Here is a 26,787-nt window from a genome sequence, read left to right as displayed (position 1 = left end):
ACATTTCAATCCGCAAGGATTGGCTACAATCGCTCCAGGCAGGGCCCCGCGATGCCCTGCGGAGCGAGCAGCATGCGGTACGAAAAAGGCCATAAGGAACAGACCCGCCAGAAGATCGTGGAGGCGGCATCGCAACGTTTCCGTGCCGACGGTATCGATGCCGTCGGCGTGGTCAGTCTCATGGGCGAAGTGGGCCTCACCCAGGGCGGGTTCTACAACCACTTCGACTCCAAGGAAGATCTCGTCCGCGAGAGCGTGTCCATGGCGACGTCCGCTGCAAAGGAACGACTGGCGACCAAGGTGGCCGCCTCGCGTAGCGAAGGCCATCGCGCGCTGATCAACGCCTATCTGTCGCCCGAACATCGCGACCACCCCGGGGCGGGCTGTGTGGCCGCCGCGCTCGCCGCGGAAATGGCGCGCCGGCCGGCGGGGACGCGGCAGGTCTTTACCGATGGCTACGAGAGCATGGTCGAACTGATCGCCTCGACGCTGCCTGCCGGCGTGCGGGGCAAGCGTCGTCGCAGCCTTGCCATGACGCTCTTCGCATCGCTGGTGGGTTCGCTCTCGCTGTCGCGTGCCGTGGTCGACCCGACGCTCTCGGACGAGATCCTGACGCTGGGCAAGCAGGCTGCGCTGGCGCTGGTGGACGCCAGCTGATCAGTGCGCGGCGACGGGCGGGGCGCCCATCGCCGCCGTTTTCGCGGCGATCTTCGCCTTGATCGCAGGGATCGCTGCCAACGCGGCGCGTTCGCCTTCGAGGATTGCCACGTTCTTCTGATCGAAGTCGGTGGGGCCGATCTGCCCGACCTTCGGCCGGATCACCACGTCGGCTCGCGCCAGTTCCTGCTCGGCGAGCTTGCGGCCCATGATCGTGATCGACTGGCCCACGATGCCGACCATGCTGTCGGGGTTGCTGCCATCGGGCCGTGCAGAGATGTCCACGGCGATGACGATGTCGGCGCCGAGCTGGCGCGCGGCGTCGACCGGCACGGGGCTCACGACGCCACCGTCGACGAAATGCTTGCCGCCGATCTCCACCGGCTCGAACACGCCGGGGATGCTGCTCGACGCGCGGACGGCCTGACCTGTGTTACCGCGGACGAAGACGGCACGCTCGCCGGTTTCCAGTTCGGTGGCGACGGCGGCGAACGGAATGTGCATCTTCTCGATCGGCGCCTGCCGGACGAGTTCGTTGACGTAGTCCTGCAAGCGGCGACCTTCGACCAGCCCACCGGAGAAGAAGCGCACGTCGCGGATGCTGCTCTCGTCCAGTGCGAACGCCTGTTCCTGCAAGCGGAACGCGTCCATGCCGCTCGCGTACAGCGCGCCGACGACGCTGCCCGCGCTGGTGCCGGAGACGACGTCCGGATGGATGCCGCTGGCCTCCAGCATCTTGATGACGCCGATATGCGCGAAGCCCTTGGCCGCGCCCCCGCCCAGCGCCAGCCCGATACGCGGCTTGGCGGCGAGAACGGGCAGGGCGGTATCCGGTCGGACGTCCGGCTTGCTGCCAAAACAACCGGCGAGCAGGAGCGCACAGAGCGACGGTAGCCAGGGGCGGACGCGACGAGGAAGCATGGAGGGGGACCGGGTGGAGGCAGGCGGATCATCGGGCACGGCCGCGGCGCTGGCGTGACCGGCAGGCGGCGGAAACCGGGCGGCGAACCGCCCGGTGGCGTCAGTAGCGGGTCTCGTCGGCTTCGCGGTGGTAGCGCGTGACGATCTCGACCTCATTCTTCGAGCCGAGGAATACCGGCACGCGCTGGTGCAGCGCCGTGGGCTGAAGCGCCATGATCCGTTCGCGGCCCGTGGTGGCCGCACCGCCGGCCTGTTCCACGATGAAGGCCATGGGGTTGGCCTCGTACATGAGGCGCAGCTTGCCGGTGGCACCCTTGGCGGTGATCTTCGCGTCCAGCGGATAGATGAAGATGCCGCCGCGCGTGATGATGCGATGCACATCGGCGACCATCGATGCCACCCAACGCATGTTGAAGTCGCGCCCGCGCGGACCGTCGGTGCCCGCCAGCAGCTCGCCGATGTAGCGCTGCATCGGGGCTTCCCAATGACGCTGGTTGGACATGTTGATGGCGAACTCGCCGGTGTCCGCAGGGATGACGATGTTGCGGCGGGTAAGCACGAAGCTGCCGTGCTCGCGGTCCAGCGTGAACTCGTGCACGCCGTGGCCGAAGGTCAGCACGAGCAGGGTGCTCGGTCCGTAGACAACGTAGCCCGCGGCGACCTGCTCGGTGCCGGGCTGGAGGAAGTCGGTGACCTTTGGCTCGGTGACGCCGTCAGGGCAGCGCAGCACCGAGAAGATGGTGCCGACCGACACGTTCACGTCGATGTTCGAGGAGCCGTCGAGCGGATCGAACAGCAGCAAGTGGTTGCCCTTGGGGTAGGCGTCCGGAATCGGCTGCGGGTCTTCCATTTCCTCGGAGGCGCAGGCTGCGAGGTGGCCGCCCCAGGCGTTGGCTTCCAGCAGGATCTCGTTGGAGATGACGTCCAGCTTCTTCTGCGCTTCGCCCTGCACGTTGTCCGAGCCGGCATTGCCGAGGACCCCGCCGAGCGCGCCCTTGCCGGTGGCGACGGAGATGCGCTTGCAGGCGCGGGCCACCACCTCGATCAGGAGGCTGAGCTGGGCGTTGATGTGCCCCGCGCGCTTCTCTTCGATCAGGAACTGGATCAGGGAAATCGGTTTCGTCATCGCTACGGGCCCTGGCGCGAAAGCGTGCATTGTCCGGGTGATGCGTGAACGGCGCCAGAGGGACTGCTGACAGCACGGTGTCAGTAGCCCCGGCGCAGACTTCTTTTCACCGCAGCGCAAGGGGAGGGCAATGCCATGAATCGTTTCCTGGACCGGCTCGCCGAGCTCTATGCGCCGCTGGGTCGGCGCGGCCTCCTCATGGACGGCCAATACCGCTTTGCACCCGACGCAGCGCCGCGCAGCGGCGGCCGCAGGGCGCGCAGCGGCGATCGCCGCAAGGCTGGCGCGACGACAGGAACACCCACCGGCTTGATCTCCACCTTCAGAAGGACCACCGCATGAACCCGAATCGGATCACCTTCCACCACGCACCCAATAGTCGTTCCGGCGCCGCTCTGATGCTGCTGGAAGAACTGGGCGCGCAGTACGACATGCACGTGATGGACCTGACCCAGGGCGAGCAGCGTCGGCCGGCGTACCTGAAGATCAACCCGCTGGGGAAGGTGCCTGCGATCGAACATCTCGGCGGGCTGGTGACCGAGCGGCCGGCGATCTTTACCTATCTCGCCGACCTCTATCCGTCCGCCGGCCTGGCACCTGGGCTGGACGATCCGCTGCGTGGTCCCTACCTGCGCTGGCTCGCGTTCTACGGATCGTGTTTCGAACCGGCGGTGATGGATCGACGCATGAAGCATGAGCCGGCGCCGGTCTCGACCTGCCCCTATGGCGACTTCGACACGGTGATGGACACCCTCGAAGCGCAGTTGTCGCCCGGCCCCTGGTTGTTGGGCGAGCGATTCACCGCTGCCGACATTCTCTGGGCCAGCGCGCTGGACTGGACCATGAAGTTCGGGGTGGTGCCGCGTCGGGATGCTTTCGAGGCCTACGTGGCACGGCTGATGGTGCGCCCCGCCATCGTCCGTGCCGTGGTGCAGGACGCGGCGCTCGCTCGGGCGCAGACCCTGGCGGCCGCCTGAGTCGGCCGACATGCGTGGCCGTGACCTTCATCGCTTCCCGCGCACCGCGCGGAAAGCGATGATGCATCGATGCGCCGCGCCGACCGTCTCTTCCTCATCATCAACGCGCTGCGCGGGCGGCGAACGGCGCTGCCCGCGCGACAGCTCGCGGGCACGCTCGAGGTGTCGCTGCGCACCGTTTACCGCGACATCGCCGACCTCCAGCTATCCGGCGTGCCCATCGAAGGCGAGGCCGGCGTGGGCTATCTCCTGCGCAAGGGCTCGGACATCCCGCCGCTGATGTTCTCCGCCGACGAACTCGAAGCCCTGGTCGCCGGCACGCGCTTCGTTCGCGCGTTTGCCGGCGAGCGGCTGGCGCGCGAGGCGCAGGCGGCGCTGATCAAGATCGAGGCGGTGCTGCCGCCCGACCTGCGCGAGAAGTCGGCGCAGTCGCGCATCTTCGCGCCGATCTGGCGCGATCCGTTCCAGAATCACGTCGCGATGATGCTCGACCGCCTGCACGAGGCCGTACTGGCGCGCCGCGTGCTGTGCCTCGACTATCGCGACGCGGAAGGGCGCAGTACCACGCGCGAAGTCGAGCCGCTATGCCTTTCCTTCTGGGGCGGCGCGTGGACGCTCGGCACCTGGTGTCGCCATCGCCACGCCTTCCGTAACTTCCGCCCCGACCGCATCGCCGACTGCCGCGATGCCGGCGAGACCTTTGCCGATCTGCCCGGACGCAACCTGGACGCGTACCTGGACACGATGCGCCGTCACTACGACGGCATGTAACACCGCGCAAAGCCTGCAGACCCTCCGCTGAGGATGCGATGATCGGGGTTTCCCCGACCCGACCCGACGGAATGCGCATGTCCCCCTGGATCCGAGTTCTTGCCCTCGCTGGCCTTCTCGCCGGCACCGCCCAGGCGGCCACCACGGCCGACGATGCTTTCAAGGCCATCTATTCAAAGGAATGGCAGTGGCGTAACGGCCAGTCGGGGATACTCACCTCGGGCGAGGCGCAGCCTGGCGACGGACGGCTCGACACCGTGGATGCGGCGAGTCAGGCGAAGCGTCTGGCCTACTGGAACGACGTGCTGGCCCAGCTCGACCGCATCGACACGGCGTCGCTCAGCCCGGAGGTGAAGGTCGACTACGCGGTGTACCGCGAGCAGATCGGCAATCTCGCCGCGTCGCAGCGCTTCGCGCAGTGGCAGATGCCGTTCAACAGCGACTCGGCGTTCTGGTCCGACATCGGCTATGTGCTGCACGGCGACGATCTGCGCACGCGTGACGACTATCGGCATTACATCGAGCGTCTGCGCCAGATCCCGACCTACATGGACCAGGAGATCGCGAACATGCGCCTGGGCCTCGCGCGCGGCTTCACCGTGCCGCGCGCCGTGCTGGACGGTCGCGACGCCTCGATCGCTGCCGTCGCGGAGCTGAAGAACCCCGAAGACAGCGCGCTGTACAAGCCTTTCAAGGCCATGCCGAAGACGCTGCCGGCAGCAGACGCCGACGCGCTGCGCAAGGAGGCCCGTGACGCCATCGCCAAGGGCGTCATTCCCGCGTACGGCAAGTTGCTGACGTTCTTCCGCAACGAATACCTGCCGAAGGCGCGAACGACGCTGGCCGCCGAGTCGCTCCCCGACGGCAAGGCGTACTACCGGCAGCAGATCCGCGAATACACCACGCTCGACCTGACGCCCGACGAGATCCACGCCATCGGCCTCCGCGAGGTGGACCGCATCCACCGCGCGATGCTCGAGACCATGAAGCAAACGGACTTCAAGGGTGACTTCCCGGCGTTCCTCACCTTTTTGCGCACCGATCCGCAGTTCTACGCGAAGACGCCCGACGAGCTGCTGATGCGTACCGCCTGGGTCGCCAAGCAGGTCGATGCGAAGCTCGGTCAATACTTCGGCCTGCTGCCGCGGCAACGGTTTGCCATCGAGCCCGTGCCGGCCGATATCGCGCCGTACTACACCTCCGGTCGCGGCGGTGCGGACGTCTATCTGGTCAACACCTACGATCTGCCGTCCCGGCCACTGTTCAACATGCCGGCGCTGACCTTGCACGAATCGATGCCCGGCCACGCCTTGCAACTGGCCCTCTCGGCCGAGCAGCAGGGCCTGCCGCCGTTCCGCCGCGACGGCTACATCTCCGCCTATGGCGAAGGCTGGGCGCTGTACTCGGAATACCTGGGTGAGGAGATGGGCATCTACCACACGCCCTACGAACACTTCGGTTACCTGACCTATCAGATGTGGCGTGCGTGTCGCCTGGTGGTGGATACCGGCATCCATCATCTCGGCTGGACCCGCCAGCAGGCGATCGACTATCTCACCCAGAACACGGCGCTGAGCGATCGTGAAATCGCGAATGAGGTGGACCGCTACATCAGCTGGCCGGGACAGGCGCTGTCCTACGAGCTGGGTTACCTGAAGATTCGCGAGCTGCGCGAGCGCGCCGAGAAGCAATTGGGCGAGAAGTTCGACCTGCGCGCGTTCCACGACACGGTGCTGGCGCTGGGCTCCGTGCCGCTGCCGGTGCTGGAGCAGCATGTGGACGCCTGGATCGCGTCCCGGAAATAAGCCGGCCGGCGAGGTGGTGCCTACAGCATTTACTCCACAAGTGGAGTACACTGCATCACAACTCCACAGGTGAAGCCACGATGCACCATGTCATCCAAGCCGCACCGCCGCCGGCCACCGACCTGGGCGGCCCCGCCCTCCGCGCCTTTTTCTCACTGGCGGACCGCTGGAAGCTCCGCGCCGCCGAGCAACGTACGCTGCTCGGCGAGCCGCCCGAATCCACCTACTTCAAGTGGAAGAAACAGCAGGACGGCACGCCCTCGCGCGATGTGATCGAACGCATCAGCTACCTGCTCGGCATCTGGAAAGATTTGCAGATCCTCTTCCCCGATCCCACCCAGGCCGACGCCTGGGTGCGCCGGCCCAACGATGCGCCGCTGTTCGGCGGGCGTTCGGCGCTGGATCGGATGCTTTCAGGCAACGTGGCCGACCTTTACGTGGTCCGGCAGTACCTGGATGCCCAGCGCGGCTGGAACGGATGAGCGCGACGCCGCCGCTTCGCCGCATCCGCTGGAGCCATGCCTATCGGATCGTGCCGAGCCGGTTCCCGCCTGTGGGCCTGTTCGATCGCATCGCGGACCCTGCGGACATCGATGCGGTGATGGAGATCGAGTCGCTGACCAACCCCCGATTGCGCGAAGAAATGGGCGCCTTGCGCCTCGTGCCGCCCGAGCGGCGCGTGTCCGGGCACGGCACCACGCCGATCATGGCCGCGTTTACCCATATCCCGCCGGAAGGCAGCCGTTTCAGCGATGGACACTGGGGTGTGTTCTACGCGGCGCACAGCATTCCCACGGCGATCGAGGAAACGGTGTTCCATCGCGAAGCCTTTCTCGCCGCGACTCACGAGCCGCCGATGGACGTACAGGTCCGTTGCTACAAGACCGCGATCACGGGTCGCTTCCACGACATCCGCGGAGGGTGGGTCGACGAGCACGATCCCGACTCCTACGTGGCCAGCGTGAAACTGGCGCGGAGTCTGCGCGAGCAAGGCTCCAACGGCATCGTCTACGACAGCGCACGTCATGCCGGCGGCGAGTGCATTGCGGCGTTCTATCCGGACGTGGTGGCGCCGTGCGTTCAGGCCGAACATTTCATCTATCGCTGGAACGGCAAGCGCATCGAAGCGGTGCTCAAGGTCACACCTGTGGAACGCCAGGGCGGTTTGCCCCCGCCGACGTAAGCGGTTACGGTGCGCCGGATGAAGAAGCTGACGATCCTCCTCACCTTGCTCGTTATTTCTTTCGCCGCGCACGCGAAAGGCCCTGACCACAGCCAGTGGGAACACGATATCCAGGCCTTCGAGGCCTCGGACCGCAGCAATCCGCCACCTGCCAACGCGGTGCTGTTCATCGGCAGCTCGTCGATTCGCATGTGGTCCACGCTTGCGCAGGATTTTCCCGGCTATCGCGTGATCAACCGCGGTTTCGGCGGCTCGGACCTGGACGACAGCACGGCGTTCGCCGACCGGATCGTGACGCCGTACCATCCCGTGGCGATCGTGATGTATGCCGGTGACAACGACCTGCAGAACGGCGACACGCCCGAACAGGTCCGCGACGACTTCGCCGCCTTCGTCGCCAAGGTTCGCCAGGACCAGCCCCAGGTACCGATCGCCTTCATCTCGATCAAGCCGAGCATTGCCCGGCTCGCCCTGCTACCGAACATCCGCAAGGCCAACCAGCTCATCCGCACCTGGTCGATGACACAGAAGAACGTTGCGTTCCTCGACGTCGCCCCGGCGATGCTCGATGCGCAGGGCCAACCCAAGCCCGGCCTGTTCCGCGAGGACGGGCTGCACATGAATGCGTCAGGCTATGCGTTGTGGGTGGCGCAGGTGGGTCCGTGGCTTGCCGAGCATGCGGCGGCGGCCGAAGTTAAACGGGAACCAAATGCTCCCCTGAGGTGATACGGGAACTTCACGGCTCCGCCCTTATCTAAGTATTCGATCGCCGAGAGGCGACCTGTTGGCAACCGACGCGATGTATTGATCGGTTGTCCCGGGTCCCGCTATTTCCCCTGATAGCCTGGACCCGACGCGACCCCGGCAGCTCCTCCCCTGGCTGCCGGGGTTTTATTTTGTCCGACATTTGCCCATGGCCCTCCGGCTCCATCGCCGCAGCGGTTCGCGGTGAGTGTGTGGCCGTGCCTCGAGTGGGTAGCGGCGCGCTCCCTGAAGCTGCCAGCGTGGCGCAAGGCGGTGGCCTTGCCGCCCTCAGCGACCCGGCACGACGAGCTTGGAACCCCTACGAACGGAAAGCGGGCGGGCCGGTTTCCCGACCCGCCCGCTGGGGGCAACGCTGTGTTTGCGACTCAGGCGTGCTGGACGCGCGATGCGTACGGCTTGATCGACGTGTCGAAAGCGCGCCATACGCCGTCGTTGCCTTCGATGTTCAGCACGATGTCGGACGCCGCGTTGGCGGCCTCGATACGGCGTGCTTCGTTGATGGCGCACTCAAGGGCGTCGTCGCGCGAGCAGAACTCGCCGACCTCGAACTCGTTCTTCTGAAGAAGCCACAGCCCCGGACCGACGGACTCGAACGGAATATCGAAGACGACCACGATGGACCCACCCTGTTTGATCGGAAGTGGAGTCATCGTAGGCGGTCATTCGTTAGGCCGCCGTTGAGTTTCAGTTGTCTCCGCCGGAAACGAAGCCTTCCCGGGTGCCCCGCTGGTAAATCGTGTCCGTCGGGAGCACATCGCCCGCGGCGACGGCCTCGCCCTGGGCGAGCTTCGCGTAGATCGGCGTGAAGTCCGGCCCCGTGGCGTCGAACAGTTGCTCGAAGTTGTCGATCACGAAGTAGGTCTGCTGGAACGTGTCGATCCGGTACCGGGTGTTCATCACCCGCTCCAGGTCGAAACCCAGACGGTTGGGGGCGGCGGAATCGATGGAGTAGATGGACTCGCCCTTGGAACTCACGATGCCGGCGCCGTAGATACGCAGGCCCCGTTCCGTGCGGATCAGGCCGAATTCCACCGTGTACCAGTACAGGCGCGTGAGGTTCATCAGCGCCTCGGGCCCGATCGCATGGGCCTTCATGCCACCCTTGCCGTATGCCTGCATGTAATCGGCAAAGACCGGGTTGAGCAGGAGCGGCACGTGGCCGAACAGGTCGTGGAACAGATCGGGCTCGGCCAGGTAGTCGAGCTGGTCGGGCTTGCGGATCCACCAGCTGACCGGAAAGCGGCGGTTGGCGAGGTGATCGAAGAACACCTCGTCGGGAAGCAGCCCTTCCACGGCCACCAGCTCCCAACCGGTGGCCTTGCCCAGCACCTTGTTCAGATCATCGAAGCGCGGGATCCCACCATCGCCGAGGCCGAAGCGCTCCACGCCATCGAGGAATTCCTGACAGGCGTACGAGGGCAGCAGTTCCCGCTGGCGCCGATACAGGGTGTCCCACACCTCGTGGTCCGTCTTCGAATAGCTGGCCCACGGCTGTTCCACAGTGCCGGTCGCATAGACGGGCACGTAACCGCGGTCGGTTTGCTGGTGTTCGACGCGACGGGGAGTGTCCATGCGAGGCTCCTGGTGGGGTGACAAGAACCACAGATTAGCCGTGATTCGGCGCAATAGGCTTGCAAAGTTGCAAGGCACGCCGCCATAAGCGCAATAATGCGGCGCCTATTCAACAAATAGAGAAACAAACGTGCAAGCCGCCCTCGACCGCACAGACCTGCGCATTCTCGCCGCGCTCCAGACGAACGGCCGCGCCAGCAATGCCGAACTGGCGGCGGAGGTGAACCTCTCACCGTCCGCTTGCCTGCGGCGCGTGCAGAAGCTCGAAGCCGATGGGGTGATCGCAGGCTATGGGGCACGACTGGAACCGCGGTCGATCGGGCTGGGTCTGCAGGCCTTCGTTCGTGTGCAGCTCTCCCGGCACGAGGCCGAGGCCATCGAGACGTTCACCGAGCGGGTGGCGGCCTGGGAAGAGGTGGTGGCCTGCCATGCCCTGACCGGCGACATGGATTATCTGCTGCAGGTGTATGTCGCGGACCTCGACGGGTTCTCCCGTTTCCTGCTCGATCGCCTGCTCAATGCCTCCGGTGTGGCGGACGTCAACACCAGCTTCGTGCTGCGCACGGTCAAGGCATCGACAGCCTTGCCGCTGGGAAATGTCCGTACATGAGCGTTGGTACGACGGCCCAAGCCCACGTGACATAAGAATAAAGTCAGGTTCCCCTAGCGGCAGGACACGCCCATCGTTAATCTTGTGCGCTCGATGGAAGCCGCCACCACCAACCCGACCCCACGCGACCGCCTGCGTCCGCTGCGCTATGTGTGGCGGATACCCCTGCTTTTGCTCCACGTGCTGTTCGGCATTCTGGTCTGCGCGTTCATCCTGAGCTGGGCCGGTGGCGTGATGAAGAACGGCCGCGAGCCGCTCGCCCACCGCACTATTCGCATGTGGTCGACCCTGCTGTTGCGGGTCTTTGGCTTCCGCAGCCGCCGCTTTGGGAAGGCACTGCCCGACCCGGTGCTGTTCGTGGCGAACCACACCTCCTGGCTGGACATCGAACTCCTCCATTCGCAGCGTGCCGCGTGTTTCGTCGCCAAGGCGGAGATCGCACGCTGGCCGCTGGTGGGTTGGATGGCCGCGCGTGGCGGCACGATCTTTCACCGTCGCGGCAACAACCATTCGCTGGCCTCGGTAATGGCCGCCATGGTCGAGCGCCTGCGTGAGGGCCGCTCCGTGGCGGTGTTCCCCGAGGGCGGTACGGGTCATGACGGTGTTCTGCGCGTATTCCACGCCCGCATCTTCCAGGCGGCGCTCGATGCCGACGTGCCGGTGCAGCCCGTGGCGCTGCGCTTTGCGCGCAACGGTCGGCGTGTGATCGACGCCGGGTTCCGCCAGGGTGAGAGCTTCATGGGCAATTTCTTGCGCCTGCTCGGTGAGGCGCCGCTCGACGTCGAAGTGCATTTCCTCGAACCCGTGCCGGTCTCCCCGGACGGACGTCGCCGCATGGCGGAGGCTTCGCGCGAACGCATCGCGCAGGCCCTGGATACCGACTCCCCGGCATGAGCCTGCCGACGGGGGCCGATTTTCGTCCGCCATGGCCGCTGCGCAGCGGTCATATCCAGACCATGCTTTCGTCCAGCGGCATTCGCCGCCAGCTGCTGCCGCGCCGTGCGCGTCGGGTGCAGGAACATGCGCAGGAAGTGCTGGTGGATGTCGGGCGAGGCGATCGCCTCAGCGGCCGCTTCACGGCGCAGCGCACCCGCAGCGAGTCACGTGGTCTCGCCATCCTGTTCCACGGCTGGGAAGGCAGCGTCGATTCCACCTATGTCCTGCAGACCGGCAGTCGCCTGCTCGAGGACGGCTGGGACGTCTTTCGTCTGAACTTTCGCGATCACGGCGACAGCCACGGGCTGAACGAGGCGTTGTTCCATTCCTGCCGTATCGACGAGGTGGTGGCAGCGCTCGGCGAGATCGCACGGATGTTTCCCGCCAGGGCGATCGGCGTGGCGGGCTTCTCGCTCGGAGGCAACTTCGCCCTGCGTGCGGCGATGCTGGCGCCAAAGCTCGGCGTCCCCATCGACTACGTGCTGGCGGTGTGCCCGATCATCGATCCGGCCGAAGGCCTCTTTTCGCTGGAGAGTGATGCGCCCTGGTTCTACCAAGCGTACTTCATGCAGAAGTGGCGCCGTTCCTTGCGCCTGAAGCAGCAGGCTTTTCCGCAACAGACCTACTTCGAACTCGAAGAATTGCGTCAGAACATGCGTGACCTGACCCGCTCGCTGGTGCTGCGGCATACCGACTTCGATTCGCTGGAAGCCTATCTGGACGGCTATTCCGTCGCGGGCGACCGGCTGATGGACCTGCACCTGCCCGCCACCATCCTGACCTCGCGGGACGACCCCGTGATCCCCGTGACGGCCTTCGATCAGTTGCGCCTGCCACCGAACGTGGAACTGGACATCGCCATGTACGGCGGGCACTGCGGCTTCATCCGCGACTTCAGCATGACCAGCTTCACCGACGACTACATCGCCGCTCGTTTCGACGCTATCGTCCGCTGAGTCATTCGTTGTCCTGACGGCACGGCGGGTCATTCCAGCACCGGGAGTCATCATGCGCAGCGCCCTTGCTTTCAGTCTCGCCTTGTCAGCGGCCCCCGCATTCGCCACTCCGCCGCCCATGGCATCGCTGACCTTGCCAGCGGGATTCCACATAGCGGTGTGGACGGACCAGGTGCCCGACGCACGCGAGATGGCGCTCGGCACGAAGAACACGGTGTTCGTCGGCTCGCGCGACGCGGGCAAGGTCTATGCGGTGAGCTACGCCGCCGATGGCCGCGTGGAAAAGATCCGCACCGTCGCCAGCGGCCTTCAACTGCCGGTCGGCGTGGCGTTCCACAACGGTGACCTCTACGTGTCGGCGGTCAATCGCATCTATGTGCTGCGCGATCTGGAAAACCACCTGGATACGCCGCCGAAACCCGAGCTGGTGACCGATAAGCTGCATACCGAGACCGCCCATGGCTGGAAGTTCATCGCGTTTGGCCCGGACGACAAGCTGTACGTTCCCGTCGGTGCGCCGTGCAACATCTGCGATCGCGGCGACGAGGGCTTTGCGCAGTTATGGCGCATGAATCCCGATGGCACAGGCGCGGAAACCGTCGCCAAGGGCATCCGCAATACCGTGGGCTTCGACTGGCGCCCGAGCGACAAGTCGCTCTGGTTTACCGACAACGGCCGCGACATGCTTGGCGACGACCTCCCCAGCGATGAACTGAATCACGTCACCAAGACAGGCGAACACTTCGGTTATCCGTATTGCCATCAAGGCGACACGCCCGATCCCGAGTTCGGCAAGGGCAAGGATTGCAAAAGCTTTACACCGCCCGTGTTGAAGTTGGGAGCGCACGTGGCCGCGCTCGGCATGCGCTTCTACGATGGGAAGCAGTTCCCTGCGGCCTATCGTGGTGCCGCCATCATCGCCGAGCACGGCTCCTGGAACCGTACGGCGAAGTCGGGTTACCGGGTGATGAGCGTGCGCTTCAACGGCAACAAGGTGGCCAGTTATGAACCGCTCGTCGAGGGTTTCCTCAAGGGCGAGAAGGTCTCGGGTCGTCCGGCCGACGTGCAGCCCCTGCCGGATGGCAGCCTGCTCATCAGTGACGACGACAACGGTGCCATCTATCGCGTGACCTACAAGAACTGAGAACGGAGAAAGCCCCATGCGACTCAAGAGCGACAGCATCGAACACGGTAAGCCGATCCCCGCGGCTTACGCTTTCATGGAAGTGGCCGAGCCGGCCAGCGGCGACCGCATCCGGCCCGCCGGCAACATCACGCCACACCTCGCGTGGACGGAAGTGCCGGCCACGGCCAAGTCGTTCGCGATCGCCGTGATCGATACCGACGTGCCCTCGAAGCCCGACGATGTGAACGTGGAAGGCCGTGAGGTTCGCCGCGACCTGCCGCGCGTGGAGTTCGTCCACTGGCTGATGGCGAACATTCCGCTGGAATGCCGTGAGCTGGCCGAAGGCGCCTGTGGCGAAGGCATCGTGCCGCGCGGCAAGAAGGCGCCGGTGGGTCCGCCCGGATCGGTGCAGGGTCTCAACGACTACACCGGCTGGTTCAAGGGCGACCGCGACATGGAAGGTCATTACCACGGGTACGACGGTCCGTGCCCGCCGTGGAACGACACCATTCCGCATCACTACCACTTCCACGTGTACGCGTTGGACGTGGACCACGTTCCACTGGAAAACGGGTTCTCACTGCAAGAGCTGCGCGACGTGATCGAGGGTCACGTGGTCGCTGAAGCGAAGATCACCGGCACCTATTCGTTGAACCCGAAGGTCAACGCGTGACGACCGAGTGAAGGCGCGAGGCTGAACGCCCATTGAGCGAGAGCGCTGGGCTTCACGCGGCATGCGCGGGGCGCGGGACTAAATGGTGCCGCGCCACTCCACGGAGATACCCACATGCTGCACTATGCCCTCGTTTTTCTCGTCATTGCGATCATTGCCGCCGTGTTCGGTTTCGGTGGCATCGCGGGTACGGCAGCCGGCATTGCGAAGATCCTGTTCGTCATCTTCCTGATCCTGGCGATCATCTCGTTCTTCCGGGGCCGCAGCGTATAGTTCCGCCGTAACCCCGGCGTCACCTCTTCTGACCTATGTTGCTCGACCACAGCACCGGAGACTGCCCCATGAACAAGCCCGTCGATCATGTCGCCAACGCTGCGACCGCCGCCGCCAACACCGTATCGGCCGCCGAGCGCATTGACGCACGCGCCGAGCGAGTGAAGGAAGCCACCTCCGACGCCGTCGGTCGCACCAAGGACGCCGTCGAGCGTGCTGCCGACAAGGTGGAGCACACCCTCCACAACGCTACGGACAAAGCGGCACACGGTGCCACGCGTGCTGCCGAAAAAGCCGAAGAAGCCAAGCTGCGTGGTAAAGAGGCCTACGGCGAAGCGGTAGAGAAGGTCGACGACTGGCTCGACACCGCCCGCGATTACGTGCGTGAGAAGCCGGTCCAGTCCATTGCACTGGCGATCGCCGCGGGCTGGCTCGCCGGCCGCATTTTCCGCAACTGATTCCATCTTCCCCAGGGGCGTGACGAATGCTGGACGACGGTCCCTCGGGGCGAGACGGTATGGACGGGGCGACGCCAAATGACGAGGCGTCGCCCCGTTCCGCTAAGCCGGTCATGCCTTCATGGGTTGACGATCTCCGGAGCCTCGGCGCCGGACTGAAAGACCTCTTTGCGGCGCAGTGGAGCCTCTTCACCGCCGAGATGGGCCTGGCGCGTAGCGGCATCGTCATGATGCTGTTCATGGGCCTGGCCGCCATCGTGTTCGCGGTGGCGCTGGGCTTTACCCTGCTCGCTCTGGCGGGCTGGGGTCTGGCGCAATGGTTTGGCTCGTGGGCCTGGGCGCTGACCGCGCTCGCCGGCCTGCAACTTGTTCTGTTGATCGTCGCCATCCTCACGTTTCGCCGCGCGATGCATTGGCTTACGCTGCCTGCCACGCGCTCCGAACTTGCGACGCTGGCACGTGAAGCGGCCACGCGCGGCAAAGCGGAAAGTGAACAGGCGGGGGACTGAGGGATGGGCATTTTCAGCAGCATGGCAAAGGTCAGGGCGGCACAGCTGCGTGTTGCCGTCGCGCGCGAGGAAACCGTACGCCCCGCAGCCGCACTGATCGCGCGAGGCTACGAACATCCCCTTACCGTACTAGGCGTAGCCGCCGGGTCCGGATTTCTCCTCAGCAACATCAAGCTGAACCCGATGGCTGTGCCTGGTGTGAGTGGCCTCGTTGCAGGCGGTGTCGCCGACCTGGTCGCGCGCGCTGCGTCCATTGCCGCTGGCACGTTCTTCGGTGACCTGGCGGGCAACGCGGCCGATGCGGCCGACAGCGTGTCATGAGCGACATGCCAAGCTCGCTCCCCACGCCGCTGCCCTCAGCGGCGGCACCCGGTGTGGCGGTATCCACACTTCCGAAGCGATTGCGCCGCAAGCCGGGCAGCAGCCGCAGTACGCGTCGCATCTCGCGCCATCTTCGATCGATCCGTGTCTCCCTGACCGGCATCATCCTGCTGGCCCTGGTCTATACCGTCGCCATCGGCAAATCGCTTCTGGTGCCGCTGGTGCTCGCCGGGTTCATTGGTCTGGCGCTCAATCCCATCGTGGCCGCTGCCGCGCGCGTGCGTATTCCGCGTTGGCTGGCAGCCGTCACCGTAATGGTGTTGCTCGGGGTCGGGCTGGTTTCTGCCATCGTCACGCTGTCGACCCCCGCCCTCAACTGGTTTCACGACGCGCCCGCAGCGATGCGTACGTTCGCGCCCAAGATCAAGCCGATGACGCAGCAGATCGAGGCCGCGAGTCGGGCAACGCAGAACCTGGTCGGCGGTGCGGCCCCGCGTAACGCACCGCAAACGGCCAGTACGCTCGCCTTTACGATGTGGGACATCGTGGCGGGTGCGCCCAAGGTGCTTGCCAGCGTGCTTACCGTGGCACTGCTGGTGTTCTTCTTTCTCGTCTACGGCGACGAGATCCTGCGCCGAGCCGTCGAAATATCGCCCACCTTCTCGTACAAGCGACACACCGTAAGCATCGTTCGCAGTATTCAGACGGAAGTGTCGAGCTATCTGCTGCTTACCGCAGCCATCAACGTCACGTTGGGCCTCATCACCGCGGGCATGCTCTACCTGTACGACGTACCGGACCCGTTGCTATGGGGCACGGTCGCCACCGTCGCCAACTTCATTCCGTACGTCGGTGCCATCACCACGACCACGGTGCTTGCGATCGTGGGTGTGCTGCATTTCCAGGAACTCGGCACCGCGTTGCTCCCCGCTGCGACGTTCGCAGGCATCACGGCCGTGGAAGGCAATCTGATCACGCCGATGTTGCAAGGCCGACGCTCGCGGCTCAGCCCCGTGGCGATCCTTCTCTGGCTGCTGATCTGGGGCTGGCTGTGGGGGATTCCCGGCGCCTTGCTTGCTGTCCCGATGCTCACCTGCGCGAAACTGATTACCTTGAAGTTGCGCGGTTGGCAGTGGTTCGCGCACATCGTGTCGCGTTGAGACTATTCGAGCACAAGCCACCGGCAAACCCTACAGCTCGCCGGTGGCTTCGATGTCACATGTGGGGAACGTGCATCGGTGTCGGCATCGGCATGGTCAAGTCGGAGCCTCGTCCCTCCACGTGAATGTTGTCGACATATGCTCCGCGCATGAGGTGGAGAAGTACTCTTTGGAACGGTTCGCTATCCGATAGGCGGACCATCTCGACGCGCACCCGGCGGCGTTCGGGACCATGCCAGAAAAGCGTGACGTTCGTGGCGGGACTTGCCGGGTCAGCGCCGTAGAGCATCACAAGGGTACGGATGCGCTCCTCCTGGTTCGGTGGCAGAACGAGCGTAAAGGTCACACGCTCCCATGGCTTATTGAAGGTCAACTCAAAGGTGGCCAGATTCCATTCGGCGGGTGCCGACAACACCATGCCCGACTCCAGGCCATCGTCCACGTCGGTCTCTCGGATGACACCCAAACCGCCGAACGGGAGACTCACGCTGAAGTGATCGAGCACCAGCGGTGTGTCCCGGTGGATCTCCTGTGCCGGTAAGTGGTCGAAGCCTTCGAAGGCATCCTCCGCCATGACAGGCGTGCAGAAAAACGACGCCAGTGCGACAGCGCATATAAGGATGGATTTCATGGCGGTCCTCGCGGTATGGAAAGGGGAGCGAGAACTTACGCCTCCCGCCGCCGCGCCATACATAGGACTCGTCCTAAACGCTCACCGTAGGACTACGGGTTGCGACCGCGGTCACACTCCGGCAACGAAGCGCCGTCGTATTGATCGATGTCCCTACCAGGCGATCTTCATGCGGTCGCGAAAGAACCCGCCCGTCGATGCTTCGCGCTCCGCGAGTAATGCAGCCCATACGATGCCCTCCGCACTTTCCGCTGCCGGCCTGCCACCGCTCCCACCGAGTGCCGTTGCCGTCCAGCCAGGGCAGACCGCGTTGACCAGGATGCCGCTGCCGTTGAGTTCGCGCGCGAGCACCTGGGTGTACGCGTTCAACGCCGCTTTCGATACGCGGTAGGCGGGGCTGTTCTCGCCGCACATCGCGCGCACGGCGCATTCGCTGGAGATGTTCACCACGCGGCCGTACCCATGCCGCTTCATCAACGGGAGGGCGGCAGAAGTGAGGCTCCACGCACCGATGAGGTTCACTTCCATGGCGCCGCGAATGGCATCGAGATCGAGTACCGAGGGATGTCCCTCGGCGTCGAAGTATCCGCCGGCATTGTTCACGAGGATGTCGAGGCGGCCGGAATGCTCGGCGATATGTGCGATGGCGCGATCGATGTCGTCTTGCTTCGTGACGTCGAGCCGCAGCGCGTGCGCGTCCCCACCGGCTTGGCGAATGGAACGCGCCGCCTTTTCGCCCTTGCCAGGCTCACGCATGCCCATGAATACCGTGACGCCGAGAGAGGCGAGCTGGCGCGACACCTCGAGACCGATACCGCGATTGGCGCCGCTCACCAGCGCTACGCGCTGGGTGAGCGGCGGTTCCAACGCGACCGCACGGTTTCGCTTCGCCTGCACCGGCAGGCGGTGAACCTTCGCCGTGCTCATGGCACCTTCGCCACCTCGTTGCAGGCTTCGTCACCGCAGGCCTGCCAGCCGCCGCCGAGCGCCTTGTACAACTGCACGGCACGCAGGTTGATGCCGGCTTCCGCTTCGGCAAGCTGGTCTTCGGCCGCGAGCTGGGTGCGTTCGGCATCGAGCAATTCGAGGTAATCCGTGCGGCCTGCGTCGTAGCGAAGCTTGGCAAGCGCCGCCGCGCGGCGACTCTCCGTTGCTTGGACGAGCAGCTTCTCCACGCGATCGCGCTGGCGATTGAACGCCACGAGCGAATTGTCGACATCTTCGAGCGCGGTGAGCACCGTGCGGTCGTAGATTGCACGGGCCTCGTCGGCGCGTGCTTCCGCGCCCTTCACGCCCGAACGTACGCGTTGTACGTTCAAACCGGACCACGAAATGCTGGGTGCGATCGACCACGCGCGCGAATCGGGACCCCCAAAGTTATTACTGCGTCCGGCAAGAAAACCGATGAAGCCACCGAGTGAGATATGCGGGAAGTAATCCGCCTTCGCCACGCCGATGCGCGCATTGGCAGCGGCCAGTTCGCGTTCGGCGATGCGGATGTCCGGACGACGTTGCAGCACTTCATCCGCGCCGCCGATGGCGAGTGCCGCGTCGATCGGCTTGAACGAGGCCGGGGACAGGTCGATGTCCAATTCGCCGGGGCGCTGGCCGAGCAACACCGCTAGGCGGAACTGGTCGGCGCTGGCCTGCGTCTCCAACACGGGCAGCTGTGCTTCGACCGCGGCCAGCCGTGCCTTGGCGCTGGCGAGATCCTGCTCCGCGCCGGTACCGACGTCGACGCGTGCGGCGATGACCTTCAACGAATCCCGCTGGTTGGCGATGTCACGCTTCGCCACGTCGATGCGCAGTTGCGTACCGCGCAGGTCGAAGTAGTTGCGTGCCACTTCGGCAAACAACGTGACTTGCGCATCGCGCAGCGAGGCTTCACCCGCAGCGGCGTCGGCACGCGCGGCTTCCACCGAGCGTCGGATGCCGCCGAACAGGTCCAGTTCCCACGACGCGTCGAAACCGGCCTGGTACGCGGTCACCGTCTGCCGTTGATCACTGAAGCCGGGCTGCTGCTGGCGGCTGCGCTGGTACGACACGCCGGTTTCGATGTCGGGAATCTGCTGCGACTTCGCCGTACCCAGCGCGGCACGCGCCTGCGCCAGGCGCGCCACCGCAATCTTCAGATCGGGTGCGTTCTTTGCCGCGCGAACGATCAACGCATCGAGCGTGGGATCGCCGAACTGCTTCCACCACTGTGCCTGGAAGCTCGCGCTGTCCTGGTGAGCGGCGTCGACGCCGATCAGCGTCACCGGCGTTTCCTTCGGTGCCTGATAGTCGGGCCCCACGCTCGCGCAACCCGCGAGCACGAGTGCCGTGAACAAGGCAGTGGAACGAAGAATGCTTTTCATGTCACGACTCCCGGGCTGCATGGGCAAGGAGACGACGCTCGCGGCGTGCCTGGCGGCGCGCCTCCGAGCGCTCGTTCCAGGCGCGGATCAGCACGTAGAACAGCGGGGTGAAGATGAGGCCGAAGAAGGTCACACCGAGCATGCCGGAGAACACGGCGACACCCATGGCATGACGCATCTCTGCGCCGGCACCGTGCGAGGTCACCAGCGGAACCACGCCCATGATGAACGCGAACGACGTCATCAGGATGGGGCGCAGTCGCAGGCGAGCCGCTTCGAGCACGGCGTCAACGCGGTTCATGCCACCGATCTCGGCTTCGCGGGCGAACTCCACGATCAGGATGGCGTTCTTGCAGGCCAGGCCCACCAGCACGATCAAACCGATCTGGGTAAAGATGTTGTTGTCACCTCCGGTAATGAACACACCGAAGATCGCGGACAGCAGCACCATCGGTACGATCAGGATCACCGCCAGCGGCAGGCTCAGGCTCTCGTACAGCGACGCCAGTACCAGGAACACCAGCAGCACCGACAGCGGGAACACCAGCACCGCCGTGTTACCGGCGAGGATCTGCTGATAGGTCAGCTCGGTCCACTCGAAGCTCATGCCGTTCGGCAGATTGGCCTTCACCAGCGCTTCCATCGCGTCCTGCGCCTGGCCCGTGCTGAAGCCCGGGGCCGGGCCGCCGTTGATCTCGGCGGTGGGGTAGCCGTTGTAGTGCTGCACACGATCCGGACCGTTGGTCTGGCGCACCGTCAGGAACGAACCCAGCGGCACCAGATCGCCCGCGGCATTACGCGTCTTCAGGCCCACGATGTCGCTCGGCTCATGACGGAACGACGGCTCGGCCGACACGTTCACCTGATAGGTGCGGCCGAAGCGGTTGAAGTCGTTGACGTAGAGCGAACCGAGGAACGCCTGCATGGTCTGGAACACGTCACCGAGGTCGATGCCTTCCGACTTCGCTTTCTCGCGATCCACGTCGGCATCGAACTGCGGCACGCTCACCTGGTAGCTGGTGAACAGATGCGCGAGTTCCGGCGTCTTCTGGCTGGCCGCAATGATGCCCTGGGTCTGCTTGAACAGTTCCTCGAAGCCGAGACCGCCACGATCCTCGATCTGCATGCGGAAGCCGCCGATCGTGCCGAGGCCGTTCACCGGCGGGGGCGGGAAGATCGCGATGTACGCATCCTGGATCGAAGCGAACTTCGCATTCAGCGCTGCCGCGATGGCATCCGCCGAAACATCCGCGCTGCGGCGTTCCTCGAATGGCTTGAGCGTTACGAAGACGATGCCTGCATTGGTGCTGTTGGTGAAACCGTTGATCGACAGGCCCGGGAACTGCACCGCGCTTTCCACGCCGGGCTGTGCCAGCGCGATGTCACCCATGCGGCGGATGACGCTCTCGGTGCGATCGAGCGACGCCGCGTCCGGCAACTGCGCGAACGAGACGAGGTACTGCTTGTCCTGCGAAGGCACGAAGCCGGTCGGCACCTTGGCAAAGCCGAGGAAGGCCAGGCCCACCAGACCCGCGTACAGCACCAGCACCACCGCCGAGAAGCGCAGGATCTTCTTCACGCCGCCGACATAGCTATCGGCGCTGCGCTCGAACGCGCGGTTGAACGGACGGAACAGCCAGCCGAGGCTGCGGTCCATCCACACGGTGAGCCTGTCCTTCGGCTCGTCGCGACCCTTCAGCAGAATGGCCGAGAGCGCCGGACTCAGAGTGAGCGAGTTGAACGCGGAGATCACCGTCGAGATGGCGATGGTCAGCGCGAACTGGCGATAGAACTGACCGGTGAGGCCGCTGATGAAAGCTGCGGGAACGAACACGGCGCAGAGCACGAGCGCCGTAGCGACGATCGGGCCGGTGACTTCGGTCATCGCCTGACGCGTGGCCATCTTCGGATCGAGACCGTGCTCGATGTGTCGCTCCACGTTCTCCACGACCACGATCGCATCATCGACCACGATGCCGATCGCCAGCACCAGACCGAACAACGACAGCGCGTTGAGCGAGAAGCCCGCGAGGTACATCACCGCGAACGTACCGATGAGCGACACGGGCACGGCCACCAGCGGAATGATCGAGGCGCGCCACGTCTGCAGGAACAGGATCACCACCAGCACGACGAGCACGATGGCTTCGAACAGCGTATGGACCACCGCGTCGATCGAGCCACGCACAAACACGGTGGGATCGTAGACGATCGAATAGTCCACGCCCTGCGGGAAGTCCTTCTTGAGCTCCGCCATTTCCTTGCGCACTTCATCCGAAATGGCGATGGCGTTGGAGCCCGGGCGCTGGAAGATGGGGATCGCCACCGCTTCGCGGTTGTTGAGCAGGCTGCGCAGCGCGTAGTTGTTCGAGCCCAGCTCCACGCGTGCCACGTCACGCAGGTGCGTCACCGAACCGGTGGGATCGCTGCGCACGATGATGTTGAGGAAGTCGTCCTCGCTGACGAGGCGACCGCGCGTGTTGATGTTCACCTGGAAGGCGCTGGTGTTCGGGCCGGGAGGCGCATTGAGCGAACCGGCCGCCACTTCGATGTTCTGCTCGCGAATCGCCTTGATCACATCGCCCGTGGTGAGATTGCGGATCGCCAGCTTTTCCGGGTTCATCCAGATGCGCATGCTGTACTCGCCTGCGCCGAACAACTGCACGTCACCCACGCCATCGAGTCGGGCCAGCTGGTCCTTGATGCGCGTGCGTGCGTAGTTCGACAGGTAGAGCATGTCGTAGCGGTGATCGGGCGACGTGAGATGCACGACCATGGTCAGGTCGGGCGAACTCTTGTTCGTCGTCACACCCAGGCGCTGCACTTCTTCCGGCAGGCGCGGCAAGGCCTGCGAGACGCGGTTCTGCACCTGCACCTGCGCGTTGTCCAGATCGGTACCGAGCGCGAACGTGACGGTCAGCGTCATGGCGCCGTCGCTGGTCGCCTGCGAGGAGGTGTAGAGCATGCCTTCCACGCCGTTGATCTGCTCTTCGAGCGGTGTAGCGACGGTTTCGGCGATCACCTTGGGGTTGGCGCCCGGATAGGAGGCGCGTACGACCACGGTGGGCGGAACGACCTCGGGGTATTCGCTGATCGGCAGCTTGAACACGGCGATGCCGCCCGCGATCAGAAACAGCACCGACAGCACGCCCGCCAGGATCGGGCGGTCGACGAAGAATTGAGCGATTTTCATGGTGGATCAGTCCTGGTTCTGCGCCACGCTGTCGACGCCGGCCGGACGCGACGCGACGTTGCGCGCGCTATCCGGTACCAACGACGCCATCGCCACGCGCTTGGCGTTCACTTCCACACCGGGGCGCACGTGCTGCAAGCCGTTCACCACGACCACGTCGTCGGCGCTCAGGCCCGAATCCACCACGCGCAATCCGCCCACCAGCGGGCCGGTAGACACGCGGCGGTACTCCACCTTCTTGTCCTTGCCGAGCACGTAGACGAACTTGTTGCCGAGATCGGTGCCCACGGCCTTGTCGTCGATCAGCGCACGCGGTTGGCTGTTGCCGCTGCGCAGTTCCACACGGGCGAAGAGACCGGGCGTATAGGCGCCGTCGCCGTTCGGGAACACGGCGCGGAGGCGGATCGTGCCGGCGCCGGCACGCACCTGGTTGTCGATGAAGTCGATCTTGCCCACGTGCGGGTAGCCGTCTTCGTCGGCCAGGCCCATTTCCACTTCCGGCGCGCGGCCGTTCTGGCGGCGCAGGCGGTCGAGTTTCAGGAAGGTCTGCTCGTCGACGTCGAAGTACACGTACATCGGATCGACCGTCACGACGCTGGTCAGCGTGTCGCTCGGCGTCACGAGGTTGCCCGCCGTGATCTGAGCGTTGCTCACCTTGCCGTCTACCGGCGCGCGCACTTCGGTGAACGAGAGATTGAGCCGGGCGTTGTCGAGAGCGGCCTGCACCGAAGCGACCTGGGCCTTCGCGCTGGCGGCGGCCGTATCGAGGCGATCGGCTTCCTCACGCGAGACGGCGTGCTGCTCGACGAGCTTGGCACCGCGGGCGGCATTGGCTTCGGCATTCTTCGCTTCGGCGCGGGCCTGGGCGAGGTTGGCGGCCAGACGATCGGTTTCCGCCTTGTACGGACGGGGGTCGATGGTGAAGAGCAGGTCGCCCTTCTTCACGGCGGCGCCTTCGCGGAAATGCACCGAGTCGATGTAGCCGCTGACCCGCGGGCGGATCTGGATCGTGTCCACCGCCTGGATGCGGCCGGTGAAGGTGCTGGCGTCCGAGACCGGGCGCAGCAGCACCTGGGCGACGGTCACTTCCGGCGCGGGCGCCGCCGCGGCGGGTTCGGCCGCGTGGCTGGGCGAACTACCGGCGCTGAGCCAGATCGCCGAGGCGATGGCGACCGCCAGGGCGGTCGAACCGAACAGAAGTTTCTTCTTCATGGGACGTCCTGAGCTTGCGATGAGGATGGGAAAGGGGGTCGATGGCCGCTCAGCGTGTCGCCTCAACAAAGGTTGAGGTCAACTCGGTCCATCGCAGGTGGCGAAATCTAGGTCTTGCTCGTCAAGCGAAAAATGGGTCTACAATCACCCCGCCTGTGACCCCCAGTCACGAATACGATGCTCGGAGCCAGCGATGGAAGACTTTTCCGCGATCAGCGTTTTCGTACGCGTGGTGGAAGCCAAGAGCTTCTCGTCCGCCGCGCAACACCTTCAGATGACCCCCTCGGGTGTCAGCCGCGCCATCTCTCGGCTGGAAGAAAGCCTCGGTGCGAGGCTGTTCTTCCGATCGACGCGTTCTCTGCGATTGACCGACGATGGCTCCGCGTTCTATGCGCGTTGCAAGGAGATCCTTGCGGATCTGACCGAGGCGACGGAGGCTTTGGGCTATGCCAAGACCAAGCCGGCCGGCAAGCTCAGGGTGGCCGCCTCGTCGGCGGTTGGGCGAGCGGCGATCATTCCCAACCTGGCGGAATTCGAACGCAAGTACCCGGACATCCGTCTTGAACTCACGATGTGCGATTTCCCGTTCGACTTGAACGAGGAAGGTTTCGATTGCGCCATCCGCATGGGCGAACTGGCCGATTCCAGCCTCATCGCGCGCAAGATCGGGCACTTCAGCAACGTGCTGTGCGCCGCGCCGTCGTACCTCGCCCGGAACGGCATGCCGAAATCGATCGAAGACCTGAAAAGCCATCGCACGGTGAACTTCGTCCACCCGAGCACCGGCAAGCCGTACCAGTGGCAGTTCGATTCGCCCAGCGGCCGCGTGTCGGTCGACGTGGACGCGCACATGCTGATCAACGACGGCGAGTCGGTAATTCAGGCAGCCATTGCCGGCCTGGGCATCATCCAGGCCCCGCACTGCCTGGCGGCCACGGCGCTGGAGAAAGGCCTTCTGGAGATCATCATGACCGACACGATCTCCACCGGCTCCAACCTGTGGATCGTCTACCCGCAGAAGCGTCACCTCTCGGCGCGTGTGCAGGCCTTCATCGAGTGGACCAGCGAACTGTTCCAGCGCACCAGCGAGCCCAAGTGCAAGCTGGTGGAACAGCAGCAGGCCGAGCTTGCCCGCCTGCGCAAGACGCGGCAGATCGAAGAGATCGCCGCGGTCGCCTGAGGCGCATGCCGGCCTGTATGGCCGGCTGTGGTGCGCCTTCATGAAACTTCATCCGTTCTTCAGGCGTTTCATCTGACGAAGCGCTGCACTCGGGGCTCCCACGACCGGAGCCCCGTCATGCTTTCCATCGCTTTCCCTGTTTGTCAGCGTCTCGCCATTCTTTGCCTTGCCGTAACGATGGCATGGCCTGTAACGGCCGCCTCGTACCAGCCACCCCGGCAGGCGAGTGACGGTTGGCCGGTGGCCGATGCCGCGACCCTCGGCTGGGACGCATCCACGCTGGCCGGTCTCGAAGACCGGGTCGCCGATGGCACCTACAAGAAGATCACCAGCGTGGTGGTCGCCGACCACGGCCGGCTCGTCTACGAGCATTACTTCAACGGTGGCACGCCGGAGCTGCTGAACGACGTCCGCTCCGCCAGCAAGAGCCTCACGGCCATGCTCGTCGGTGCCGCCATCGAGCGCGGTGCGATCCGTGACGTGAAGGCGCCCGTGTACGCCTTCTTTCCCGACATCCGCATCGCCCACCCGGATGCCCGGCTCGCCACGATTACGCTCGAAGACCTGCTGACTATGAGTTCGACCTGGGAATGCGATGACGACAACGCGTTTTCCTCCGGCAACGAGGAACGCATGTACGTCACGGAGCGCTGGCTGGACTTTGCGCTCAACCTGCCCATTCGCGGTTACGCGCCATGGGTCACCCGCCCGAAGGATGCGCCCTATGGCCGCACGTTCGCCTACTGCACTGCGGGGGCCTTCGTTGCGGGAGCTGTCTTGGAGCGCGCCACGAAACAACCGTTGGCCGCTTTTGCGCACGAGGCGCTCGAGGCGCCCCTGGGCATTACCCAGGTGAAATGGAACGTGTCGAGCGAAGGCATCGGCATGGGCGGTGGCGGTACGCGCTACCGGTCGCGCGATCTCGCGAAGCTCGGTCAACTCGCGGTCGACGGCGGGCGATGGCACGGCAGGCAGGTGCTCCCCGCCGCCTGGGTCACGGCGATGCTGACGCCGCACGCGCAGGCAAGGGACGATGCCGACTACGGCTACCTGTGGTGGCAGTTCCGCTTTCCCGTCCACGGCGTGGAGACGAAGGTGTGGGCCATGAGCGGCAACGGCGGCAACTATGTGTTCGTCTTGCCCGAACGCGGCCTCGTCGCGGTGATTACGAGCCAGGCGTACAACCAGAGCTACGCCCATCCGCAATCGCAGGCGATTTTCCGCGACGTGGTGCTCAAGGCATTGCCGCGACGGTAGTCCAAACGTTGGGGGCCATAAGAAGAGCTGGGAGCCATAAGGAGAGGTGGGGCCCATTTAGAAGAGGTGGGGCCCATTTAGGAATGGGTGGGGCCCATTTAGGAGAGGTGGGAGCCAGCCTGCTGGCGATAAGCCAACGAAGCGGTGTAGCCGTGAGG

The 26,787-nt window shown here is 64.9% G+C and carries 29 protein-coding genes; 20 read left to right on the top strand and 9 right to left on the bottom strand.

Features of this window, described 5'->3' with window-relative positions; translation table 11 throughout:
• Nucleotides 1-72 precede the first annotated feature (72 nt).
• Complete coding sequence (locus IM816_RS18435; RefSeq protein ID WP_250339230.1) at nucleotides 73-657, top strand: TetR/AcrR family transcriptional regulator; 585 nt, start codon at nucleotides 73-75, stop codon at nucleotides 655-657.
• Here IM816_RS18435 and IM816_RS18430 read toward each other — a convergent pair whose 3' ends face one another.
• Both IM816_RS18430 and IM816_RS18425 read right to left on the bottom strand, forming a co-directional pair.
• On the bottom strand, nucleotides 658-1,578 hold the full coding sequence (locus IM816_RS18430; RefSeq protein WP_250339229.1) for a patatin-like phospholipase family protein: 921 nt from the start codon (nucleotides 1,576-1,578) through the stop codon (nucleotides 658-660).
• Nucleotides 1,579-1,678: 100 nt separating this feature from the next.
• Nucleotides 1,679-2,704 (bottom strand): class 1 fructose-bisphosphatase, encoded by a 1,026-nt coding sequence (locus tag IM816_RS18425; RefSeq protein ID WP_250339228.1) that lies wholly within the window; start codon nucleotides 2,702-2,704, stop codon nucleotides 1,679-1,681.
• A gap of 135 nt (nucleotides 2,705-2,839) precedes the next feature.
• On the opposite strand from IM816_RS18425, the gene IM816_RS18420 reads away from it, so the two are divergent.
• The 7 genes from IM816_RS18420 to IM816_RS18390 all read left to right on the top strand — a co-directional run bounded on the left by IM816_RS18420 (nucleotide 2,840) and on the right by IM816_RS18390 (nucleotide 8,166).
• On the top strand, nucleotides 2,840-3,046 hold the full coding sequence (locus IM816_RS18420; RefSeq protein WP_250339227.1) for a hypothetical protein: 207 nt from the start codon (nucleotides 2,840-2,842) through the stop codon (nucleotides 3,044-3,046).
• Nucleotides 3,043-3,681 (top strand): glutathione S-transferase family protein, encoded by a 639-nt coding sequence (locus tag IM816_RS18415; protein WP_250339226.1) that lies wholly within the window; start codon nucleotides 3,043-3,045, stop codon nucleotides 3,679-3,681. Before IM816_RS18420 ends, IM816_RS18415 begins: the two co-directional genes overlap by 4 nt.
• A 69-nt stretch (nucleotides 3,682-3,750) precedes the next feature.
• A complete protein-coding gene (locus IM816_RS18410) occupies nucleotides 3,751-4,452 on the top strand; it encodes a helix-turn-helix transcriptional regulator (RefSeq protein ID WP_072323444.1) in 702 nt (233 codons plus the stop codon).
• 77 nt (nucleotides 4,453-4,529) lie between these two features.
• Complete coding sequence (locus IM816_RS18405) at nucleotides 4,530-6,257, top strand: DUF885 domain-containing protein (protein WP_250339225.1); 1,728 nt, start codon at nucleotides 4,530-4,532, stop codon at nucleotides 6,255-6,257.
• An 80-nt stretch (nucleotides 6,258-6,337) separates the two neighbouring features.
• Nucleotides 6,338-6,739 (top strand): MbcA/ParS/Xre antitoxin family protein, encoded by a 402-nt coding sequence (locus IM816_RS18400; protein WP_250339224.1) that lies wholly within the window; start codon nucleotides 6,338-6,340, stop codon nucleotides 6,737-6,739.
• A complete protein-coding gene (locus IM816_RS18395) occupies nucleotides 6,736-7,440 on the top strand; it encodes an RES family NAD+ phosphorylase (RefSeq protein WP_250339223.1) in 705 nt (234 codons plus the stop codon). The genes IM816_RS18400 and IM816_RS18395 overlap by 4 nt, the downstream gene beginning before the upstream one ends.
• Nucleotides 7,441-7,458: 18 nt before the next feature.
• Nucleotides 7,459-8,166, top strand: a complete 708-nt coding sequence (locus tag IM816_RS18390; RefSeq protein WP_250339222.1) for an SGNH/GDSL hydrolase family protein — start codon at nucleotides 7,459-7,461, stop codon at nucleotides 8,164-8,166.
• Between the two features lie 404 nt (nucleotides 8,167-8,570).
• On the opposite strand, the gene IM816_RS18385 is transcribed toward IM816_RS18390, so the two are convergent.
• On the bottom strand, nucleotides 8,571-8,855 hold the full coding sequence (locus tag IM816_RS18385; RefSeq protein ID WP_250339221.1) for a hypothetical protein: 285 nt from the start codon (nucleotides 8,853-8,855) through the stop codon (nucleotides 8,571-8,573).
• 34 nt (nucleotides 8,856-8,889) lie between these two features.
• Nucleotides 8,890-9,777: a phenylalanine 4-monooxygenase gene (gene phhA / locus IM816_RS18380; RefSeq protein WP_250339220.1), complete on the bottom strand. Its 888-nt coding sequence runs from the start codon at nucleotides 9,775-9,777 to the stop codon at nucleotides 8,890-8,892.
• Nucleotides 9,778-9,907: 130 nt separating this feature from the next.
• On the opposite strand from phhA, the gene IM816_RS18375 reads away from it, so the two are divergent.
• From IM816_RS18375 to IM816_RS18330, 10 genes are all read left to right on the top strand, one after another.
• Entirely contained in the window at nucleotides 9,908-10,387 is a 480-nt protein-coding gene (locus IM816_RS18375; RefSeq protein WP_250339219.1) for an Lrp/AsnC family transcriptional regulator, read from the top strand.
• A 93-nt stretch (nucleotides 10,388-10,480) separates the two neighbouring features.
• The gene (locus IM816_RS18370; protein ID WP_250339218.1) at nucleotides 10,481-11,281 is read left to right on the top strand and encodes a lysophospholipid acyltransferase family protein; all 801 of its coding nucleotides are present in this window, start codon (nucleotides 10,481-10,483) and stop codon (nucleotides 11,279-11,281) included.
• Nucleotides 11,278-12,279 carry a YheT family hydrolase gene (locus tag IM816_RS18365; RefSeq protein ID WP_250339217.1) on the top strand — a complete coding sequence of 334 codons (1,002 nt, stop codon included), beginning with the start codon at nucleotides 11,278-11,280 and terminating at the stop codon, nucleotides 12,277-12,279. Before IM816_RS18370 ends, IM816_RS18365 begins: the two co-directional genes overlap by 4 nt.
• A gap of 52 nt (nucleotides 12,280-12,331) precedes the next feature.
• Nucleotides 12,332-13,423 (top strand): PQQ-dependent sugar dehydrogenase, encoded by a 1,092-nt coding sequence (locus tag IM816_RS18360; protein WP_250339216.1) that lies wholly within the window; start codon nucleotides 12,332-12,334, stop codon nucleotides 13,421-13,423.
• 16 nt (nucleotides 13,424-13,439) lie between these two features.
• On the top strand, nucleotides 13,440-14,078 hold the full coding sequence (locus tag IM816_RS18355; protein WP_250339215.1) for a YbhB/YbcL family Raf kinase inhibitor-like protein: 639 nt from the start codon (nucleotides 13,440-13,442) through the stop codon (nucleotides 14,076-14,078).
• 114 nt (nucleotides 14,079-14,192) lie between these two features.
• Entirely contained in the window at nucleotides 14,193-14,351 is a 159-nt protein-coding gene (locus IM816_RS18350) for a DUF1328 domain-containing protein (protein ID WP_046965775.1), read from the top strand.
• 68 nt (nucleotides 14,352-14,419) lie between these two features.
• Complete coding sequence (locus IM816_RS18345; protein ID WP_083527506.1) at nucleotides 14,420-14,809, top strand: ElaB/YgaM/YqjD family protein; 390 nt, start codon at nucleotides 14,420-14,422, stop codon at nucleotides 14,807-14,809.
• Between the two features lie 26 nt (nucleotides 14,810-14,835).
• Nucleotides 14,836-15,318: a phage holin family protein gene (locus tag IM816_RS18340; protein ID WP_250339214.1), complete on the top strand. Its 483-nt coding sequence runs from the start codon at nucleotides 14,836-14,838 to the stop codon at nucleotides 15,316-15,318.
• Between the two features lie 3 nt (nucleotides 15,319-15,321).
• A complete protein-coding gene (locus IM816_RS18335) occupies nucleotides 15,322-15,639 on the top strand; it encodes a hypothetical protein (protein ID WP_072323457.1) in 318 nt (105 codons plus the stop codon).
• Between the two features lie 5 nt (nucleotides 15,640-15,644).
• Entirely contained in the window at nucleotides 15,645-16,799 is a 1,155-nt protein-coding gene (locus tag IM816_RS18330) for an AI-2E family transporter (protein ID WP_250339213.1), read from the top strand.
• A gap of 55 nt (nucleotides 16,800-16,854) precedes the next feature.
• On the opposite strand, the gene IM816_RS18325 is transcribed toward IM816_RS18330, so the two are convergent.
• From IM816_RS18325 to IM816_RS18305, 5 genes are all read right to left on the bottom strand, one after another.
• Nucleotides 16,855-17,430, bottom strand: coding sequence for a hypothetical protein (locus IM816_RS18325; RefSeq protein WP_250339212.1), 576 nt, complete (start codon nucleotides 17,428-17,430; stop codon nucleotides 16,855-16,857).
• 153 nt (nucleotides 17,431-17,583) lie between these two features.
• Complete coding sequence (locus tag IM816_RS18320) at nucleotides 17,584-18,357, bottom strand: SDR family NAD(P)-dependent oxidoreductase (RefSeq protein WP_250339211.1); 774 nt, start codon at nucleotides 18,355-18,357, stop codon at nucleotides 17,584-17,586.
• Nucleotides 18,354-19,787 carry an efflux transporter outer membrane subunit gene (locus IM816_RS18315; RefSeq protein ID WP_250339210.1) on the bottom strand — a complete coding sequence of 478 codons (1,434 nt, stop codon included), beginning with the start codon at nucleotides 19,785-19,787 and terminating at the stop codon, nucleotides 18,354-18,356. The genes IM816_RS18320 and IM816_RS18315 overlap by 4 nt, the downstream gene beginning before the upstream one ends.
• A gap of 1 nt (nucleotide 19,788) precedes the next feature.
• Nucleotides 19,789-22,980, bottom strand: coding sequence for an efflux RND transporter permease subunit (locus IM816_RS18310; protein WP_250339209.1), 3,192 nt, complete (start codon nucleotides 22,978-22,980; stop codon nucleotides 19,789-19,791).
• A gap of 6 nt (nucleotides 22,981-22,986) precedes the next feature.
• Nucleotides 22,987-24,192: an efflux RND transporter periplasmic adaptor subunit gene (locus IM816_RS18305; protein ID WP_250339208.1), complete on the bottom strand. Its 1,206-nt coding sequence runs from the start codon at nucleotides 24,190-24,192 to the stop codon at nucleotides 22,987-22,989.
• A 193-nt stretch (nucleotides 24,193-24,385) separates the two neighbouring features.
• Between IM816_RS18305 and IM816_RS18300 the strand changes: the two genes are divergently transcribed.
• On the top strand, nucleotides 24,386-25,372 hold the full coding sequence (locus IM816_RS18300; RefSeq protein WP_250339207.1) for a LysR family transcriptional regulator: 987 nt from the start codon (nucleotides 24,386-24,388) through the stop codon (nucleotides 25,370-25,372).
• 117 nt (nucleotides 25,373-25,489) lie between these two features.
• A complete protein-coding gene (locus tag IM816_RS18295; RefSeq protein ID WP_250339206.1) occupies nucleotides 25,490-26,629 on the top strand; it encodes a serine hydrolase domain-containing protein in 1,140 nt (379 codons plus the stop codon).
• Nucleotides 26,630-26,787 lie beyond the last annotated feature (158 nt).

Origin of the sequence: Luteibacter flocculans (genome assembly GCF_023612255.1) — a bacterium.
Classification (GTDB): Bacteria; Pseudomonadota; Gammaproteobacteria; order Xanthomonadales; family Rhodanobacteraceae; genus Luteibacter; species Luteibacter flocculans.
This window is presented reverse-complemented; position numbering and strand designations above follow the sequence as displayed.